Below are 17,047 nucleotides of genomic sequence, written 5' to 3'. Positions count from 1 at the left end.
TCAGCGATCGAAGAAGTTCTGCCACAGTTTTTCGCCGACAAGACAGTCCGTTGTCGGTTGATTGGCCGCTTTGCGGATCTGTGATCGGGGCTCGAGGCCGCTGATTTCCCAAACCAGCTTCCTGCGGACCGCAACTGCGAAATCCTCGATCTTGTGAACCGGCAAAACGAAGGAGCCGGGGCCGCCGATGACGCAATCGGCATAGTATTTATCGAGCCCCTCCGGCACATCGGATGGTCTCAGCATGATGGCAAGGCCATTGATGACGGCGCCCGTCCTGAGCGCCGTGTCGCGGGCAGGCGTGACGGGGTCCCCCGAATTGTTGGGACCATCGCCGGAAACGTCGATCACTTCGCGATTGCTTTTGTAGGGGCTGGCGGCGAGCATCGAGACGCCTTGAACGATCGCTGCGGATATGGATGTGCGGCGCTGGGTGGCAATCGGCCTCGCTTCGAGTTTGTCGGCGAAATCCAGCGCATCCCTTTCCGTTTCGATCACCTGCCAGTCGAGGACGGAGCCCGGTACGACATAGCCGGCCCATTCAAAATAGCTGATGGCGATCCGTCCGGTCAGCCCTCCTTTCACGGCATCGAGGAACTCCTTGTGCCTGAGCGCCTCGACATAACCCTCGCGCTGTATGCGGACTTCCTCGTAATCCATGGAGCGGGACGTATCCACGGCCAGCACCAGCTCGACGTCGACTTCATTTTGGCTTGATTGCGCGATCGTGGCGGCAGCGCCAGACAGGCTCGCGAGCATCGCAAGTGTTGTCAGCATCATCACTTCCCATCACTGCGTTATCTTCAGAACTCTAACATAGCTTGACGCGGCGGCGACCGCCGCCGCCGGAGTGTATTGTGTCAATTTTCGGTGATGTGGGGTGCCATCGAACGAAGGGGCAGCATTTGAGGAGCCATGTCTCCGCGACCGGCTTCACCACTTGTGAAGAACTCATAGCCATTCTGCGGGACACTTGGCGATTCGCCCAGCAATGACGGAGATAGCATGCCGCTTCTGCAGTTTCCCGCCGACCGACGCACAGCCGATATCAGGCGCTGCGCAGAGGCCCTTCAGAACCTTCACGGCGAGGCCGCCAACCGCTTCTGGCGGTCGGAGATGGCCGGGTTCGCGGCCAATTTGAAAGAACAAGGCTGCAGCGATGCTGAGCTCTCGAGGCAGGCCGCCCTGTTCATGGATGCGGTCCAGATGGAGCTTCAAGTCGTCTACGCCACAGCGGCCGAGCGATAGAAAACACTAATTGGGAAAGCGGTTGTAGAAGGATTGCGGGTCATAAACGCACTCGTAGTCGAGCACGCACATTTCCCCGTTGGCCGCGCGCACTCTGGCCACGCTATATTTATCGCCTAACTGGCATCGCGCAGGCGGGTAACGGAAACTCCGGCCGCCGATGCCCATACGAACAAAGACGGCCTTTTTCTGCTGGATAATCTGCGCGAGCTCACGGCAGGAATGGTCGCGGGCATTGACCTCGACGGCCTCGACGGCAAAGGCAGCCGTGGGGAGCAGAACAGCGGCCGCCAAAATTAAACGTCTCATAACACCTCCTGGGCGGGTCAGCAGCGCCTGTGGCCTTCAATCGTAACAGCAGCGCTGATCGCGCACGATAAAGGTAGGATCGGGGCGGCTGACAAACCAGATCGGTCGATCCACATTGAAGACGCGCGGGCTTCAGATCTTGCCGCGGGAGGCTGAGCCCAGCGTCTTCAATTGCTCATAAATACGCGCCCTGCCTTCACAACCTGGAATTGTCCACCAGTTGCGAGCCCGCAGGTACGTTGCGACATTTTCGACCGGAACCAAAGCCGATGATCCGGCGTTGGTTTCCGGTTTTCAAACTGAAAGACATTGTCGTGCCCCAGAACCAGCCCGCCTTCGCCGGGCATGATCAGTCCGCCGATCCCGCAAAAAACGAAGCCCCTGCCAAGGCAGTCGAGAAGGACAAGGAGGCCGAGAAGCGGCCTTCAATGATCAGGCGCCATCCGGTCGCGACGCTTCTCATCGTTCTTGCGCTGATTGTTCTTGCTGTCGCCGGCTATTTCATCTGGCTCATCTATTTCCATCCCTACGAGACGACGGACGACGCCTTCATCGATGCCCGCAGCTTCTCCGTCGCGGCCAAAGTGTCGGGTTATGTTTCGGATGTTCCCGTCTCCGACAACCAGCATGTCGACGCCGGCGCAGTCATCGCCAAGATCGATCCCCGCGACTACCAGATCGCGTTGGATCAGGCGCATGGCCAGGTCGGTGTCGCGAAGGCAGCGATTTCTAGCGCCGAAGCACAGATCGCCGCCGCAGCTGCAGCGATCGACGAGGCCAAGGCGCAGCAGACCTCCGCGGAAGCCGCCCTTCAGTATGCGCAGGATGAAAACGACCGGCAGCAGCAACTGGTGAAAAGCGGCGCCGGTTCAGAACAGGCCGCACAGCAGGCGGCATCCACGTTGCGGCAGGACAAGGCAAGTACCGCTCAAGCGCAGGCAAGCGTCACCTCGGCCATCAAGAACAAGGCGGCCGCGGAAGCGCAACGAGCAAGCGCTGTCGCCGGCCTGCATCAGGCCGAATCCCAGGTCGAAGCCGCCGAACAGAACCTGAGCTACACGACGATCACGGCCGCCCAGCCCGGCCGCATCGTGAAGCTCAGCGGCTCGAAAGGGCAATATATTCAGGCAGGACAGGCAGTCTCCATGTTCGTACCCGATGAAATCTGGGTGACGGCCAATTTCAAGGAAACCCAATTGACGGATATGCGACCGGGTCAGCCTGTGGATGTGACGATCGATGCCTATCCGGATCACGTCCTTCATGGCCGCGTTGATTCCGTTCAGCCCGGCTCGGGCACAGCCTTCTCGCTGCTTCCAGCGGAAAACGCCACCGGCAATTATGTGAAGGTAACCCAGCGCGTTCCGGTCAAGATCGTCATCGACAACTGGCCGAAGGATGTGGCGATCGGCCCCGGCATGTCCGTGGTGCCGACGGTAACCGTGCGCCCGAGGAACTGACATGAGTGATGCCGCAACAGCGGATGGCACCCCGACATCGGGTGCCAGGATTGCCAATCCATGGCTGATCGCACTTGTCGTTTCGCTCGCCACCTTCATGGAGGTTCTGGATACGACGATTGCCAATGTGGCGCTGCGCTACATCTCCGGCGGTCTTGCCGTCAGCGCCGACGAGGCATCATGGGTCATCACGACCTATCTCGTTTCCAACGCCATCATTCTCGTCGCCAGCAGCTTCATCGCCAAGCGTTACGGGAGGCGACGTTTCTACCTGCTCTGCCTTGCGACATTTACGGTTGCTTCCATCTGTTGCGGCCTTGCGTGGAACCTGCAATCCCTGCTGATTTTCCGCATGATCCAAGGCTTCGCCGGCGGTGGCATGGTGCCGATCTCTCAATCGATCCTGGCCGACTCCTTCCCGCCGTCGAAGCGTGGCCAGGCCTTTGCCCTCTTCGGCGTCGCCGTAGTGGTGGCCCCTGTCGTCGGGCCAACGCTCGGCGGCTATCTCTCTGACAATTTCTCCTGGCACTGGTGCTTCCTGATCAATGGGCCGGTCGGCCTCTTCGCCTTCGTCCTCGTCTATTTCCTCGTTAACGAACCGGATTCACTGCGGCAGGAGCGGGCAAACATGCGCAAACAAGGCGTGCGCTTTGATATTGTCGGCTTCCTCCTGGTCGCGACCTTTCTCGGCGCACTGGAACTGGTTCTCGATCGCGGCCAGACGGAAGACTGGTTCCATTCCAATTTTGTTGTAACGATGACTGCAGTCTGCGTTGCCGCCCTTGCTCTCTCCATCCCATGGCTGATGAACACAACCAACCCGGTCGTTGACGTACGCTTGCTGGCAAGTCGGCAATTCGGCTCCTGTTTCATCGTCATGCTTGCGACCGGGGCGATCCTGATTGCCACGACCCAGTTCATTCCGCAGGTCCTGCAGCAGAATTTCGGTTATACGGCGACTTGGGCCGGGCTGGCACTTTCGCCCGGCGGCCTGGTCACGATGTTCATGATGTTCGTAGCGGGGCGGATCTCCAACAAGGTTCAGCCAAAATATCTGATCGCTATCGGCACTGCGATTATTGCGTTCGCTATGTATGATATGACGCGGCTCAATGCCGACCTGAACTTCGGCTTCTTCGTCTGGTCGCGCATCTATCTCGGCTTGGGTCTGCCGCTGATCTTCATTCCGATGACTTCTGCCTCCTATGATGGCTTGAGGCCAGATCAGACGGATCAGGCTTCTGCTCTCATCAATGCGGCGCGCAACACCGGTGGCTCGATCGGCGTTTGCATCGCATCAAACGTGCTTGCCCATCGGGAGCAGTGGCACCAAAGCCGGCTGGTCGAACATATCATCCCCTCCGATCCGGCCTACAATCACGCATTGCAGGGCGCGACGCGATATTTTGCCGACAGAGGTGCGGGAGCCGTCGACGCACAATCGCAAGCCATGGGCTGGATCGGCCAGCAGGTGCAGATCCAGGCGAGCTATCTCGCCTATATCGACGTTTTCCACACGCTCATGTGGCTCTCGCTCGCCGTGCTGCCGCTCGCCTTCATCCTGCGCAAGATCAATCTCGATGAAGGATCGGGCGGACCAGCGGGCCATTGAACTGCTCTTTTTCAACAACCGTTTATATATCCCCTGATCTGGGGGTTCATTCGAATCGCCGGATACACTATATTCACGGCGTGATATTCACACGAGACAGGTACTGATGACCCCAGAAATGTCCGGCTTTGAATGCACCCGCGGCAATGCCGTTTCCGGCAAGCTCAGGCTTTCAAGCAAACTCCCCTACTTTATCGTCGCAGGACTTGCTGTCGCCATGTGGGCAAATTCCAGCGAACAAGCTCGTGATACAGAGGTGGCAGCCAAGCAAGCTACGCCGGCCTCGCTCGCTCGATAAGAACGGCAATATCCCGCAGCCAATCGCTGCGGGAACTGATCCGGCAGAAGCCGGATCTCAAATTCTGACGCCGCTCGCCTCATCGAAGAGATGCACCTGCACCGGATCGACTGTCATACCAATCGTCTGGCCCGGCTGAACCGTTCCCCTGCCTGTTTCGACGATAGTCAGTTCAGGGGTCGTTGCGGCGGTGATGTAGGTCGAAGACCCCGTGGATTCGACCACGTCAACCGGAACATCAAAACTCCCCTGCCCTTGACCGGTAATGCCGATATGCTCCGGGCGGATGCCGGCTGTGACGCGCCGGCCGGGCTGGAGCTGATGGTCTATAGAAATCTGCGGCCTCACCGAACCGAGATCGAGCGTCAGGCTCTTGCCATCCTCGCCGACGATTGCCGGTATGAAGTTCATTGCAGGTGAACCGATGAAACCGGCGACGAATTTGTTGACGGGCTTGTCGTAGAGGTCGAGCGGCCGGCCCTGCTGCTCGATGATCCCATCACGCATGACGACGACATGATCGGCCATGGTCATCGCCTCGATCTGGTCGTGCGTCACGTAAACCGAGGTCGCATGCAGACGATCGTGCAGCGCGCGGATTTCCTTGCGCATATGGACGCGTAGCGCCGCATCGAGGTTCGACAAAGGCTCGTCGAAAAGGAAGGCCTTCGGGTGGCGGATGATGGCGCGGCTCATGGCGACGCGTTGGCGCTGGCCACCGGAGAGCTCACGCGGATAGCGCTTCAGCAGATGCGAAAGGCCTGTGGTGGCCGCGACCTCCTCGGCTGCCTTCTTCGCCTGCGCTTTTGCAACGCCCCGCATACGCAGGCTGTAGGTGAGGTTTTCTTCCACGGTCATATGCGGATAGAGCGCATAGGACTGGAACACCATGGCGACATCGCGCTTGCGCGGCGGCACGCCGTTCATCAACTCGCCGGCGATCTTCAGGCTGCCGTCAGAAATGGTTTCCAGGCCGGCCAGCGAGCGCAGCAGGGTCGACTTTCCGCAGCCGGATGGGCCGACAAGTGCAACAAAGGTACCCTTGGCGATGGAGAGATCGATATTTTTCAGTGCGTGAAAGGCGCCGTAATATTTGTTGACGCCGGCAAGCTCGATCTGAGGGGTCATTTGAGGGCTCCCGAGGTGAGGCCGGACACGATGCGGCGCTGCAAGAGAACGAAGATGGCAAGGATCGGCGTCACATACATCGTGGCATAGGCCATGATGTTGTTCCACTCGTTGGTATTCGGCCCCATGAAGGAATTGAGCCCGACGCTTGCCGGCTGAAGCTCGGCGGCCTGGATCATCGACTTGGAATAGACGAACTCGCCGAAGGCCTGCATGAAGATGAGTATGGCGCTGACCAGAATGCCGTTACGGGCAAGCGGCAGCACGATATTGAAGAAGGCGCCGACGCGCGAATTGCCGTCGACGAGAGCCGCCTCTTCCAGCTCCATCGGAACCGCCATGAAGGTGGCGCGCACCAGCACGACGAAGAAGGGCATGCTCTTTGCGGCAATCGCGATGATGACGGCAAGCCGAGGATAATTCAGCATGCCGATCTGAGAGAAGCCGACGAAGATCGGCGTGATCATCAGCGAAGCCGGCAGAACCTGCAGCATGAGGATGAGAAAGAGGCCGATATCCACCCAGATGTTGCGGTAGCGCGCCAGCACATAGGCGCAACCGACGCCGAGCAAGGTGATGATGACGACCGCGCCGATCGCGATCACCAGCGAGTTCCAGAGATAGAGACCCATGTTCCGGCTTTCCCAGACATAGGCATAGGTGCCCCACTGCGGCGAGGTCGGCCAGAAGCTTGGCGGTGTGGCAAACATCTCCGAGCCGCTCTTCAGCGCGGTAATGTACATCCAGTAGAGCGGGAAAAGATAGATCGCCGCCATGATGATGGCGATCAAGAACATCAGGCGATTGCGTGCAGTCTCGCTCATCCGCGCACCTCGTGGCGGGTCGAGCGGACATAGACCACGGAGGCGAACATCACGAAGACGATCATGATGACGGAAATGGTCGCGCCCTTGGCGAAGTCATATTGGCGGAAAGACAAATCCCAGGCCCAGTATTGCGTGACGTTGGAGGAGTTGTTCGGCCCGCCCGAGGTGATGGCGGCAAAGAGGTCGAACTGCTGGAGTGTGAAGATCAGGCCGAGTGCGATGATGGCGCCGATCGTCGAACGCATCATCGGCAGCGTAATCGTCCAGAAGCGCTGCCAGGCGGTGGCACCGTCGAGTTCGGCCGCCTCATAGAGATCGCCCGGAATACCCGAAAGGCCAACGGAAAGCAGGATCATGTTGAACGAGGTGCCGAGCCAGACATTCGCGATGATGACGGCATAGAGCGAATAGTGTGGGTCCGAACGCCAGAAGATATTGCCTGAGATGATGCCGCTTTCTTTCAGAATGAAGTTCAGCACGCCGAAGTCACCAGAGAGGATCCAGTTCCAGATAGCACCGACGACGAGGCCGGGCATGACCCAGGAGACGAGAAACAGACCGCGCAGCCAGGAGGCGCCGGGGAAGTTCACCCAGAAGAACAGCGCCAGACCGAAACCGATCAGGAATTGGCCGGCGATCGAGCCAACGACGAAGATCGCCGTATTGTACAGGATCGGCAGCGTTTCAGGCTGCGCAAAGAGATCCACGTAATTCTTGAAACCCACCCACGGGCGCGAGAAGGTGCCGAGGCTGAACATGTCAACCTCCTGGAAGCTCATCACCACATTGTAGATGAGCGGCAGGCCTGCCATCAGGAACAGAAAACCGAGCGGAAAGGCGACGAGCACGATATCGAAACCGCGGCCATCCCTGATGCTGGAAAAGGTCCTTCTCATGGGTCCTCCAATGCTCCGAACGGGGCTGCCTTGGCCGATGCCTGAGCAGCCCCTTCCGGGAGGAAAAGGGGGATGGCCGTCAGGCCATCCGGTGATGCGGGAGATCAGCCGAGAACCGCCTTGATCTTGTCGGCAGCCTGATCAAGCGCATCCTTCGGGCTCATCTGGCCGGTCAGTGCGGCCTGAATGGCGTCCTGAATCGCCTTGGAGATCTTCGGCCACTGCGGATGCGGGCCGCGCGGCTTGGCATATTTCAGCTGTTCGAGGAAAACCTTCAGCGCGGCATCCTTCAGCGGCTGGCCGGTCTCGGGGATGGAGATGTCGGAACGGGCCGGAAGCTGGCCGAAGTTCTTGAACATCTTGTCGTCCTGCGAGGCGAAATATTCGAGCGCCTTGAAGGCTTCGGCGGGATGCTTGCTGGTCGAGAAGATCGCCCAGTTGAAGTCACCCATGGCCGAAGAGCGTTCAGCGCCTTCCTTCGGAACCGGCAGCAGCGTGACACCCCAGTCGAACTTGGCTTCCTGAACCATGCGGTCCAGTTCCCAGGGTCCGGAAATCGCCATGGCGGCATTGCCGGAATTGAAGGTGCCGGTCGAATCCCACTGGCCGCGGGTCAGCGTATCGGGCGAGGCGAGCTTCTCGTCCATGATCGTCTTCCAGACTTCGAGTGCCTTGACCGCACCGTCGGCATTGATGTGCTCATAGCTGCCGCCGCCCATCTGCGCCCAGGGCAGGAACTGGAAAGTGCCTTCCTCATTGGCCTTGGCCGAGAAGGCAAGACCGTAGACGTTCTTTGCCGGGTCGGTGAGCTTACGGGCATCCTCGACGAGCTCGTCCCAGGTCTGCGGCGGCTTGTTCGGATCGAGGCCCTTCTCCTTGAACATGTCCTTATTGTAGTAAAGCGCGATCGTATTCGTCGCCTTCGGCACGCCGAAATATTTGCCATCCCATTCGACCGATTTCAGCGGCCCGGGGAAATAATTCTCGGGTTTGATGACCTTCGAATTCTTGATCATGTCGGTGAGATCAAGAAAGGCGCCACGCGAAGAAAACAGCGCGTGCTCGGGATTGTCGACAGCGATGATATCGGGCGCCTGGCCGGTAGCATAGGCGCGCATCGCTTCGGTAACGACGTCATCGAATTGGATCAGGCGATATTCGATGGTGATGCCGTTGTGCTGGTCGTTGAATTCCTTGACCAGGGTCGGCGCCGGCTGGGTATCCTTGTCCAACGACCAGAGCGTCAGCTTGACGTCTTCCGCCTTGGCGGAAAGGCCGAAGAGCGACACGCCGGCAAGAGCCAGCACGCCCAGAACTGCAAATTTGCGGATAGCCATGGTTCTCCTCCTTTGTGGTTATCCTTGCGATGGCCGGCGATTTCCTCCACGCCGGGCAACATTCTCTCACACCGGATCGACGACGAAATCGCCGCCCCGGGCATGTTTCAGATGATTGAGTGCATAGACCTGACCGGTCATTTCAAGGGCGTCGCGATAGACCGGGTCATGCCAGCCCTCGATGTCGATGGAGCCGGACCAGCCGGCAAGCCGCAGTTCGGAAATGATATCTGTCCAGTTGCTGTCGCCAAAGCCCGGCGTGCGCATGAAGACGAACTTTTCCTTGCCGAAGATGCCGTGCTCGCTGATGACATCCCAACGGATCGTCGCATCCTTGCCGTGGACATGGAAGATCTTGCTCGCCCATTTGCGGATCTGCGGCAGCGGTTCGATCAGATAGACCATCTGATGGCACGGCTCCCATTCGAGGCCGATATTGTCGTCGGGCGTCTCGTTGAAGATCAGTTCCCAGGCATCCGGATTATGGGCAATGTTCCAGTCACCGGTTGCCCAGTTGCCGTCCATGGCACAATTTTCGAAGGCGATCTTGATCCCCTTGTCGGCGGCGCGCTTGGCGAGTTCGCTCCAGATCTGCTTGTAGCGCGGCAGGCTCTCGGTTAGCGGCTTGTTGCGGATGCGGCCAGTGAAGCCGGCAACGCAGGTGGCGCCGAAATGATGGGCGTTGTCGATGCAATCCTTCCAGCCCTGCAGTGTCTGCAGGTCCATCTCGGTCTCCTCGAGCGGATTGCCGAACATGCCGAGCGTTGAAATCGTGATGTCGCGATCGCCGATCGCCTCCACGCTGCGCTTGCCGAGTTCGGCAAGATCCTGACCGTTGGTCGTCTGCCAGAAGAAGGGCTCGAAGCTTTCGAAACCCATATCGGCGATCTGCGCTATGCGCTTGTCGGCGCCGCCCTTCGAGGCGCTGACCATGGTACCGATACGAATGGCTTTGGCGGGGTTGCTCACGTCATCTGTCCTTATGCTGAAATGTCGACGCGCCGCCCGGTCTTGGCGCTTTCGATCGCCCCGAAGACCATAGCGAGGCTTCTGATATTGTCGGAACTGACCGTCTCCGGCCGCTTTCCGGTGCGGATCGCCTCGACGAAGCTTGCGATCACGCTGGCGTGGCCGTGGGTTTCCTCGGCACGTTGAGGCGCCGGAACCGCGACGGGTGAAAAGCCGTGAAGCAGTCCTGGTTCATTGCCGGAGACAGCCGCCTTGAAACCATCCTCACCGTCCCAGGTCAGCATGCCGTTCGAGCCGACGATGCGCCACTGGCTTTCCCAGCTCGTGCGCTCGCCTTCCGCGCACCAGGAGCCGCGATAGGTGAAGACGACGTCGTCGGAGAATTCGAAGGTGGCATTGGCCGAAGCGCCGTGGCGATACCAGGAACCTTTGGGATTGCGTTCGACGCAATAGACTGCGAGTGGCTTCTTGCCGGCCACATAGCGGGCGGCATCGAACGTGTGGATCGCCATGTCCAGCAAAAGGACATTGTCCATCTCTTCACGGAACCCGCCGAAATGAGGAGCGATGAAGAAATCGCAATGAATGCCCGTCAGATCGCCGATCGCCCCGCTTTCGACGAAGCGACGCAGGCGGCGCACGCCGGAAATGAAGCGGCGGTTCTGGATGATCGCGTGGATCTTGCCGGTCTCGGCGGCGAGATCGATGAGTGCGGCCCCTTCGGCAAGCGAAGTCGCCATCGGCTTCTCGCTGAGCACATGGCAGCCGGCCCTCATGGCCGTCGAGACGATATCGAAACGGGCAGTCGGGATAACGACGTCGAAGACGATGTCGGCCTTGGTCTCGGCAATGACGGCCGCGAGATCGTTACCGATGCGAGCCGCGCTCAAGCCGAATTCGTCGGCGAGCTTTTCGGCGGCGGCACGGTTGACGTCGACAAGGCCGACGATCTCGATCGCCTCAGCAAGATCAGGCGTTTCTTTGATAGCGCGCAGCCAGCCATTGGACATAGCTCCGCACCCGCACAGAACGGCATTCAATTTCACGATTTCCTCCAGCGGTGCGCTTCAGATTCCTCCCGAAACGCCTTCCGTAAACGTTTACGATACTAAGCGGAAACGTTTACTGCTGTCAATCCCGGCGTCGCTCGACAAAATATTGCGAAAAATCACAATGCGAACGGGCGTTTAGGCAAAACCTTCGGCGATGCAGCAACAGATTTTTTCAGATTGCGTAAAAATACATTCCGCCTTCACGGCAAATGCTTTCCGTAAACGTTTTCCCATGGCAATAAGATGAGAGGATCCGCCTACCGGAAGAGAGATTGCAGATGAAGGGTATCCGCCAGCTCGCAGAACATCTCGATATATCGATCGGGACGGTTTCGCGTGCGCTGAACGGAAAGGCCGATGTCAATGAGGAGACCCGCAAGCGCGTGCTGGCTGCCGCCGAAGAATTCGGTTACGTGGCCAACCAATCCGGCCGCAGCCTTCGTCAGGGAACGACCAATGTTATCGGCTTGATGATTGAATCCAGCAAGGAGACGGTCGAAAATAGCGATAACTTCTTCCTCGGCGTGACTGGTGGGCTGCAGAGCGTGCTATCGCGCCATAATCTCGATCTCGTCATGCTCCCCTGCCCCAGCGACGAAGACCCTTACGAATATCTGAAGCGCATGGTGGCGCGCCGGGTCGTCGATGCCATGATCATCTCCGCAACGCAACGCATCGACAAACGTATCGATCTGCTCATCAAGGCGAAGATTCCCTTCGTCGCTCTCGGCCGCAGCTCTTCCGGCGGCGGCAACTTCACCTGGATCGACCTTGATTTCGAAGGTGTCGCAACCTGCGCCGTCGACCGGCTCGTCGGCAAGGGGCATCGCCGCATTGCGATTGCCGCACCGTCAGGGGAGATCAATCTCGGTTATATCTTCGTGGATGCCTATCGGAAGGCTTTAGAACGGCACGGGATTAAATATGATCCGGAGCTGGTTATCCGTGTCAAGTCCAGCGAACAGGGCGGCTACCGGGCCGGCGACGAACTGCTGCGGATCGAGGACCGACCGACAGCGATTATCCTGATCTACGAACTGATGGCGATCGGCCTCTACCGCCGCCTGGTCGAAGCCGGCATCGTCCCCGGCCGCGACCTCGCCGTCATCGGCTTCCGCGAGGAACCCCGCGCCAAATTTCTGCAGCCGACGCTCACCTGCTTCCGCATGTCGCTGCCCGACCTCGGCGCAGCACTTGCCGAAACCTTGCTTGCGGGCATGCCTGCCTATTCGGAAACCTACCGCAATAGGGTGCGTAACCGGATCTGGCCGTTGGAGCTTGTGCCCGGGGAAAGCGATGCTTTTAGTCTGAACGGTTGAATAATTCCCGCTGAGGCCGTAAACACACATGCCGCCTCGCAGCGGCATGTTCATCACCTCAACGATGCTTCGGATCGTTACGCAGTGAACCAGTTATGGAACCCACCAGCGTCGACGTTGCTGAGGATAATCTTCTCGCCCTGATGAGCGACTTCAGCGCCGATATACTTGATAATGGCGTCACCATCGACAGTCTGTGCTTGCCAGTCGGATTCCACCGTACCCACAAGTTTAAGCTTATCCACTGCCGTGTTGAAGCCTTCGATAGTATCCGTGATGAAAGACTTGGCCATGTCGCCGAGATTGAATACGAACGTATCTGCACCGCCGCTTGCAATCATATGATCGACTCCGGTGCCACCGGTGACCGTCGAGGACTTCAGATTGACGCCGTGAAGATCAATGGTGTCGTCTCCAGCACCTGCATTGATGATGACGGACGAATTACTACCATCCGTAATACCGTTGCCACCGTTAACGGCTTTTGCCCCAGTGATGCCGCCAATGGCACTCAGGCCCTGGCCGGCCTTGATCGTAATCGTGTCGTTGCCAGCACCCGTGTCGACCGTAGCTGCGTTTACCCAGCTCTTGTCATTTGACAAAAGCGAGATGGTGACAGTGTCGTTGCCTGAGCCGGTCGAGACGTTTGCACGCTTGACGTTGAGAATTTCGACGGTCGAAGCGGTGGTACCGCCAAGATGGACGTCGGCCTGAACGAAATCCTTGAAGTAGACGTTTTCCGCACTGTCAGACTGCGCCAAAACGTTCTTAACTGAATTCCACTTGCCAACAACGTCAAAGTTGAAGGAATTCGTATTCGCGTCAAAATTGACGGCGACATCGCCGCCCGTACCGGAACCACTGACCGGTGCAACGCCTACATTGACAGAGCCGGACTGAAGGATCGATCCGTTTTGGTCGGTCACTTCCTGCTTCTGGGTGCTGTTGTCAAGGGCACTGTTGTTCTGGGCATCAATGCTCTGAAGGTCGAAAACGGTGGAAGCACCACCGTTACCGAACGTGACTGTCAAACCTGCCATGAATGTTCTCCATTCCTTTGTTTGAATAAAGCTTTTCTCGTTGCGACGCTCGATACACTAACTCAACAGCGACAAACGCCTTTCTTTACTAATAGATAAGCATAATATTTTGGCAAGTCTGTAACAGCGCTGAAAGAGGTATTTAATTGAGCCCTTTTTGGGACAATATCCCGTTTCACTATCACTCTTCTCTGAACGCCAATCGCAACCTATCTTTGAAAGGCCTGACGAAATACGATATTACCGTGCGGTCCGCGATCTTGATAAATATTTCTGCGGGCATGCCCGGATAAAGGGAGCGTTCGGACAGGTTTTGCAGTGTGGCCAAGTCAGGCGTTATGCGCAGCGTATAGAAAACCGCTCCCGTCCGTGGGTCCGTCTGAAGATCGGGCGAAATGACGGAAACCTCTCCAGCAATATCAGGCGTCGTTGTCTGATTGAAAGCCGTAAACCGGATATCGACCGGCTGCCCCTTGTAGATCTGATCAATATCCTTCGGGGCGATGGTTGCCTCGACCTGCAACTCATCGTGCTCCGGGACGATGAGCATCAGAACCTCACCCGGCTGGACAACTGCATTGATATTGTGAACGCCGAGCTGGTAGATTCGGCCGGCAATCGGCGCGCGGATCTCCAGGCGAGCGAGCTGGTCCTTTGTCGCGGCCAGTCGTTCCTCATATTCTGCGATACTGGCCTCGACAGAGGTCAGATCCTTGGAAACCTCCGACTGCCTATCTTCATCAAGTTGCAGGAGCTGAAGATCAAGCTCACCGATTTTGCCTTCGGTTTGTGCACGGGCGGCGATACCCTGCCCCATCTGCCCTTCGAGCTCAGACTTACGACGTTTGTAATCATTCAGCCGCTGTTGCGTCGTCAGGCCCTTTTGATAGAGCGTGTTTACCTTCTCAAGATCTTGATTAACAAGGTTAACCTGATCCCGTATAGCGTCAATCTGAACCGTCAGACCATTGACCTCGTCCGTCAACTGTTGCTTGCGTGTTGCAACCTGCCTCCTCATGCCTTCAAGCGCATTCTTTCGGCTGATATACAGGTTCTGTTCGCTTGCAACCAGCGTTGCGGCCGACTTGGACGTTGTGAGCTCGGACAATTTTTCAGGAACTGTCAACTCGGGTGCGCGGGATGCCTCGGCTTGAAGCCTGGCGCGGCGTGCATAGAGTTGCGCAAGCGTATTTTCGGCGATCGAGAGATTAGCCTGTACGACGGTTCCGTTCAGGCGGACAAGCACCTGATCCGCGTCAACCCTATCGCCCTCTTTCACGTCGATTTCACTGACAATTCCGCCAGCGAGGTGCTGTATCTTCTTTGTATTGCCCTCGACGATGACACGCCCGGACGCAATGACTGCACTCGAAAGCTCGGTCGTCATCGCCCATCCAAAAACACCGACCACCAACCCGAATGCCAGCAGAACGACAGCCGCGACGTGCTTGGCAAGCGGTAATTTTGCTAGATTTCGCAAACGCATGGCGGCTCCATCACATATCGTTCGAAGCGACGGACGATCCGGCATCTTCAATCGCCCGCGGCTGATGGTCGGATGTGACCGGTCGGATATTCTGACGCAGCACCTGCCCGAAAATCTCTTCCTTCGTACCAAATCGCTGCAACCTGCCAGCGGCGATAACTGCGACCAAATCCACGTTGGCCAGCGCACTCGGCCGATGTGCGATTACGATCACAATCCCGCCCCTTGCCCTGATATTGGCGATCGCATTGCTGAGGGCATTTTCGCCTTCCGCGTCGAGATTGGAATTTGGTTCATCCAGCACAATCAGGAACGGATCCCCGTAAAGCGCGCGGGCCAGGGCAATGCGCTGCTTTTGTCCCGCAGAAAGAGCTTCGCCGTTAGAACCAATCTTGGTCTTGTAGCCATCCGGCAAGTTCAGGATAAGATCATGAACATTCGCCGCTTTAGCTGCATCGATAATCGACGCAGCAGTCGCGTCAGGCCGGAAACGAGCAATATTCTGCGCGACCGTGCCGGCCATCAATTCCACAGTTTGCGGGAGATAACCGAGATATTGGCCGAGCTCATCCATGTCCCATTGGTCAAGGCTCGCACCATCAAAGCGCACTTTGCCGTAACGTATTGGCCAAGCGCCGACAACAAGGCGGGCAAGCGTGGATTTTCCGGATGCACTCGGTCCAATCACTCCGAGTGCGCTTCCAGCCTGCAGTTCAAAGGAGACGTCCATTAGCGTAATTGCGGACCCGCCTGGCGGCGAACCGGTTAGATTCTCGACCGAAAAGGTAAAGGCCGGCCGGGGCAAGGAAAGGGCGGCTTCCGTTTCGGGAGCGATCTCGAAAAATTTCTGAAGGCGCCTCCAACCCTGCCGGGCCGACGTAAAGCTGCGCCAGTTGCCGATTGCCTGCTCTACAGGCGCAAGAGCCTTTGCCGACAGGATCGATCCGGCGATGATACTGCCCGCCGTCGCATCGCCATTGACGACCAAGACAGCCCCCACCGCCATGACGCCGGACTGGATGATCATACGCGCCACGCGCGACGCAGCACCGTAGGCACCGATGATATCGGCACCCCGGCGACTCTGGCGTTTGTATTCGCCGTGAAGGTCACGCCACATCATCATCATGGTGCTCGACATGCCCATAGCCTGAATGGCTTCGGCATTGCGGACGCTGCCGCTCGCAAACATGTTACGCTGGCCGCGGGCACTCGCCGCGCTCTCGTTCAGTGACGCTGTGGACCAATTGGTCAGCACCGTTATGACGACCAGGATGACTGCACCGATCAGAACGCTGACGCCGATCCACGGGTGCAGCATGAAACAAATGAGCAGGTAAAATGGCAGCCACGGGAAATCGAACAACGCGTTAGGACCGTTGCTCGAAAGAAATCCGCGAATTTGGTCCAGATCGGAAAGGGCCTGGAGACCGTCACCCCTGACCTCGCCGGAGAAGGGCATTTTGAGAAGCGCCTTATACATGCGCCTTTCAAGTTGCTGGTCCAGAATGTCGGCGACCCGGGTCAACATCTGACCCCGAACCACATCGAATCCCATCTGAAACCCGTAAAGCAACAAGACAAGGACACATAAAGCAATCAGGGACGGGATGCTCTTGCTCGGCAGAATGCGGTCATAAACCTCAAGCATGAACAATGAACCGGTCAAATGCAGCAGATTAATGAACCCGCTTGCAACCGCAACCGCAAGGAACGCATGCCATGTTCGAGATAGAGACACTTCGCTATCGATTTGTTTACTAAGTTGAGCGTCATCAAGCACATTCTGATGCACAGATCAATCAATGCGTGAAATTATAGCGCGCCATTTTTGGGTATCTCTACGATTGAAATACAATCATTACTAGGTTTGGTAACTAGTAAATTCGCAAATAATACAACTTATGCTGAAATGATCTGAATTCGCTTTGGTTGTCTTTTTAAGACATAGGTACTTATGCGCGCGGCGTCATCGTAGAATATTGCCGCAGACGGACGTTCCAGCACGGTGGATTCAAGTCGTTTGCGCGACCTCTTTTGTCACCAAAACTTCATACGGCTTTCAA

Annotated in this window: 16 protein-coding genes; 5 read left to right on the top strand and 11 right to left on the bottom strand. The window is 57.6% G+C overall.

Going from position 1 to position 17,047, the window contains the following annotated elements; all coding sequences use genetic code 11:
- Entirely contained in the window at positions 1–777 is a 777-nt protein-coding gene (locus ACK9YZ_RS26240) for a DUF1194 domain-containing protein (protein WP_216760565.1), read from the bottom strand.
- 228 nt (positions 778–1,005) lie between these two features.
- Here ACK9YZ_RS26240 and ACK9YZ_RS26235 point away from each other — a divergent pair, with 228 nt between their 5' ends.
- On the top strand, positions 1,006–1,248 hold the full coding sequence (locus tag ACK9YZ_RS26235) for a DUF6074 family protein (RefSeq protein WP_216760564.1): 243 nt from the start codon (positions 1,006–1,008) through the stop codon (positions 1,246–1,248).
- Between the two features lie 6 nt (positions 1,249–1,254).
- Here the strand turns inward: ACK9YZ_RS26235 and ACK9YZ_RS26230 are convergent, their stop codons facing one another.
- Entirely contained in the window at positions 1,255–1,557 is a 303-nt protein-coding gene (locus ACK9YZ_RS26230) for a hypothetical protein (RefSeq protein ID WP_416068190.1), read from the bottom strand.
- A gap of 428 nt (positions 1,558–1,985) precedes the next feature.
- On the opposite strand from ACK9YZ_RS26230, the gene ACK9YZ_RS26225 reads away from it, so the two are divergent.
- The 3 genes from ACK9YZ_RS26225 (at position 1,986) to ACK9YZ_RS26215 (ending at position 4,927) form a co-directional block, all read left to right on the top strand.
- Positions 1,986–3,017, top strand: coding sequence for an HlyD family secretion protein (locus ACK9YZ_RS26225; protein ID WP_416068433.1), 1,032 nt, complete (start codon positions 1,986–1,988; stop codon positions 3,015–3,017).
- A 1-nt stretch (position 3,018) separates the two neighbouring features.
- Positions 3,019–4,629: a DHA2 family efflux MFS transporter permease subunit gene (locus tag ACK9YZ_RS26220; protein WP_416068189.1), complete on the top strand. Its 1,611-nt coding sequence runs from the start codon at positions 3,019–3,021 to the stop codon at positions 4,627–4,629.
- Positions 4,630–4,735: 106 nt separating this feature from the next.
- Positions 4,736–4,927, top strand: a complete 192-nt coding sequence (locus ACK9YZ_RS26215) for a hypothetical protein (protein ID WP_216760561.1) — start codon at positions 4,736–4,738, stop codon at positions 4,925–4,927.
- A gap of 57 nt (positions 4,928–4,984) precedes the next feature.
- Here the strand turns inward: ACK9YZ_RS26215 and ACK9YZ_RS26210 are convergent, their stop codons facing one another.
- The 6 genes from ACK9YZ_RS26210 to ACK9YZ_RS26185 form a co-directional block, all read right to left on the bottom strand.
- Positions 4,985–6,055 (bottom strand): ABC transporter ATP-binding protein, encoded by a 1,071-nt coding sequence (locus tag ACK9YZ_RS26210; protein WP_416068188.1) that lies wholly within the window; start codon positions 6,053–6,055, stop codon positions 4,985–4,987.
- Positions 6,052–6,879 (bottom strand): carbohydrate ABC transporter permease, encoded by an 828-nt coding sequence (locus ACK9YZ_RS26205; protein ID WP_416068187.1) that lies wholly within the window; start codon positions 6,877–6,879, stop codon positions 6,052–6,054. The genes ACK9YZ_RS26210 and ACK9YZ_RS26205 overlap by 4 nt, the downstream gene beginning before the upstream one ends.
- Positions 6,876–7,778, bottom strand: a complete 903-nt coding sequence (locus tag ACK9YZ_RS26200) for a carbohydrate ABC transporter permease (protein ID WP_183725325.1) — start codon at positions 7,776–7,778, stop codon at positions 6,876–6,878. Before ACK9YZ_RS26200 ends, ACK9YZ_RS26205 begins: the two co-directional genes overlap by 4 nt.
- 104 nt (positions 7,779–7,882) lie before the next feature.
- Complete coding sequence (locus ACK9YZ_RS26195) at positions 7,883–9,115, bottom strand: ABC transporter substrate-binding protein (protein ID WP_416068186.1); 1,233 nt, start codon at positions 9,113–9,115, stop codon at positions 7,883–7,885.
- Positions 9,116–9,181: 66 nt separating this feature from the next.
- Positions 9,182–10,084 (bottom strand): sugar phosphate isomerase/epimerase family protein, encoded by a 903-nt coding sequence (locus tag ACK9YZ_RS26190; protein WP_416068185.1) that lies wholly within the window; start codon positions 10,082–10,084, stop codon positions 9,182–9,184.
- Between the two features lie 11 nt (positions 10,085–10,095).
- Entirely contained in the window at positions 10,096–11,130 is a 1,035-nt protein-coding gene (locus ACK9YZ_RS26185) for a Gfo/Idh/MocA family protein (protein ID WP_416068184.1), read from the bottom strand.
- 284 nt (positions 11,131–11,414) lie between these two features.
- On the opposite strand from ACK9YZ_RS26185, the gene ACK9YZ_RS26180 reads away from it, so the two are divergent.
- Positions 11,415–12,455, top strand: a complete 1,041-nt coding sequence (locus ACK9YZ_RS26180) for a substrate-binding domain-containing protein (RefSeq protein ID WP_416068183.1) — start codon at positions 11,415–11,417, stop codon at positions 12,453–12,455.
- A 77-nt stretch (positions 12,456–12,532) separates the two neighbouring features.
- Here the strand turns inward: ACK9YZ_RS26180 and ACK9YZ_RS26175 are convergent, their stop codons facing one another.
- From ACK9YZ_RS26175 to ACK9YZ_RS26165, 3 genes are all read right to left on the bottom strand, one after another.
- Positions 12,533–13,495 carry a rhizobiocin gene (locus ACK9YZ_RS26175; RefSeq protein WP_416068182.1) on the bottom strand — a complete coding sequence of 321 codons (963 nt, stop codon included), beginning with the start codon at positions 13,493–13,495 and terminating at the stop codon, positions 12,533–12,535.
- 181 nt (positions 13,496–13,676) lie between these two features.
- Positions 13,677–14,981 carry an HlyD family type I secretion periplasmic adaptor subunit gene (locus ACK9YZ_RS26170; protein ID WP_416068181.1) on the bottom strand — a complete coding sequence of 435 codons (1,305 nt, stop codon included), beginning with the start codon at positions 14,979–14,981 and terminating at the stop codon, positions 13,677–13,679.
- A 10-nt stretch (positions 14,982–14,991) separates the two neighbouring features.
- Complete coding sequence (locus ACK9YZ_RS26165; RefSeq protein ID WP_416068432.1) at positions 14,992–16,722, bottom strand: type I secretion system permease/ATPase; 1,731 nt, start codon at positions 16,720–16,722, stop codon at positions 14,992–14,994.
- Positions 16,723–17,047 lie beyond the last annotated feature (325 nt).

The organism is Rhizobium sp. ZK1, from assembly GCF_047782645.1.
Classification (GTDB): Bacteria; Pseudomonadota; Alphaproteobacteria; order Rhizobiales; family Rhizobiaceae; genus Rhizobium.
This window is presented reverse-complemented; position numbering and strand designations above follow the sequence as displayed.

Bases quoted from the DNA above. Each gene is read 5' to 3' on its own strand.
- ACK9YZ_RS26240 (WP_216760565.1), bottom strand. From the start codon at position 777: ATGCTGACAACACTTGCGATGCTCGCGAGCCTGTCTGGCGCTGCCGCC.
- ACK9YZ_RS26235 (WP_216760564.1), top strand. From the start codon at position 1,006: ATGCCGCTTCTGCAGTTTCCCGCCGACCGACGCACAGCCGATATCAGG.
- ACK9YZ_RS26230 (WP_416068190.1), bottom strand. From the start codon at position 1,557: ATGAGACGTTTAATTTTGGCGGCCGCTGTTCTGCTCCCCACGGCTGCC.
- ACK9YZ_RS26225 (WP_416068433.1), top strand. From the start codon at position 1,986: ATGATCAGGCGCCATCCGGTCGCGACGCTTCTCATCGTTCTTGCGCTG.
- ACK9YZ_RS26220 (WP_416068189.1), top strand. From the start codon at position 3,019: ATGAGTGATGCCGCAACAGCGGATGGCACCCCGACATCGGGTGCCAGG.
- ACK9YZ_RS26215 (WP_216760561.1), top strand. From the start codon at position 4,736: ATGACCCCAGAAATGTCCGGCTTTGAATGCACCCGCGGCAATGCCGTT.
- ACK9YZ_RS26210 (WP_416068188.1), bottom strand. From the start codon at position 6,055: ATGACCCCTCAGATCGAGCTTGCCGGCGTCAACAAATATTACGGCGCC.
- ACK9YZ_RS26205 (WP_416068187.1), bottom strand. From the start codon at position 6,879: ATGAGCGAGACTGCACGCAATCGCCTGATGTTCTTGATCGCCATCATC.
- ACK9YZ_RS26200 (WP_183725325.1), bottom strand. From the start codon at position 7,778: ATGAGAAGGACCTTTTCCAGCATCAGGGATGGCCGCGGTTTCGATATC.
- ACK9YZ_RS26195 (WP_416068186.1), bottom strand. From the start codon at position 9,115: ATGGCTATCCGCAAATTTGCAGTTCTGGGCGTGCTGGCTCTTGCCGGC.
- ACK9YZ_RS26180 (WP_416068183.1), top strand. From the start codon at position 11,415: ATGAAGGGTATCCGCCAGCTCGCAGAACATCTCGATATATCGATCGGG.
- ACK9YZ_RS26175 (WP_416068182.1), bottom strand. From the start codon at position 13,495: ATGGCAGGTTTGACAGTCACGTTCGGTAACGGTGGTGCTTCCACCGTT.
- ACK9YZ_RS26170 (WP_416068181.1), bottom strand. From the start codon at position 14,981: ATGCGTTTGCGAAATCTAGCAAAATTACCGCTTGCCAAGCACGTCGCG.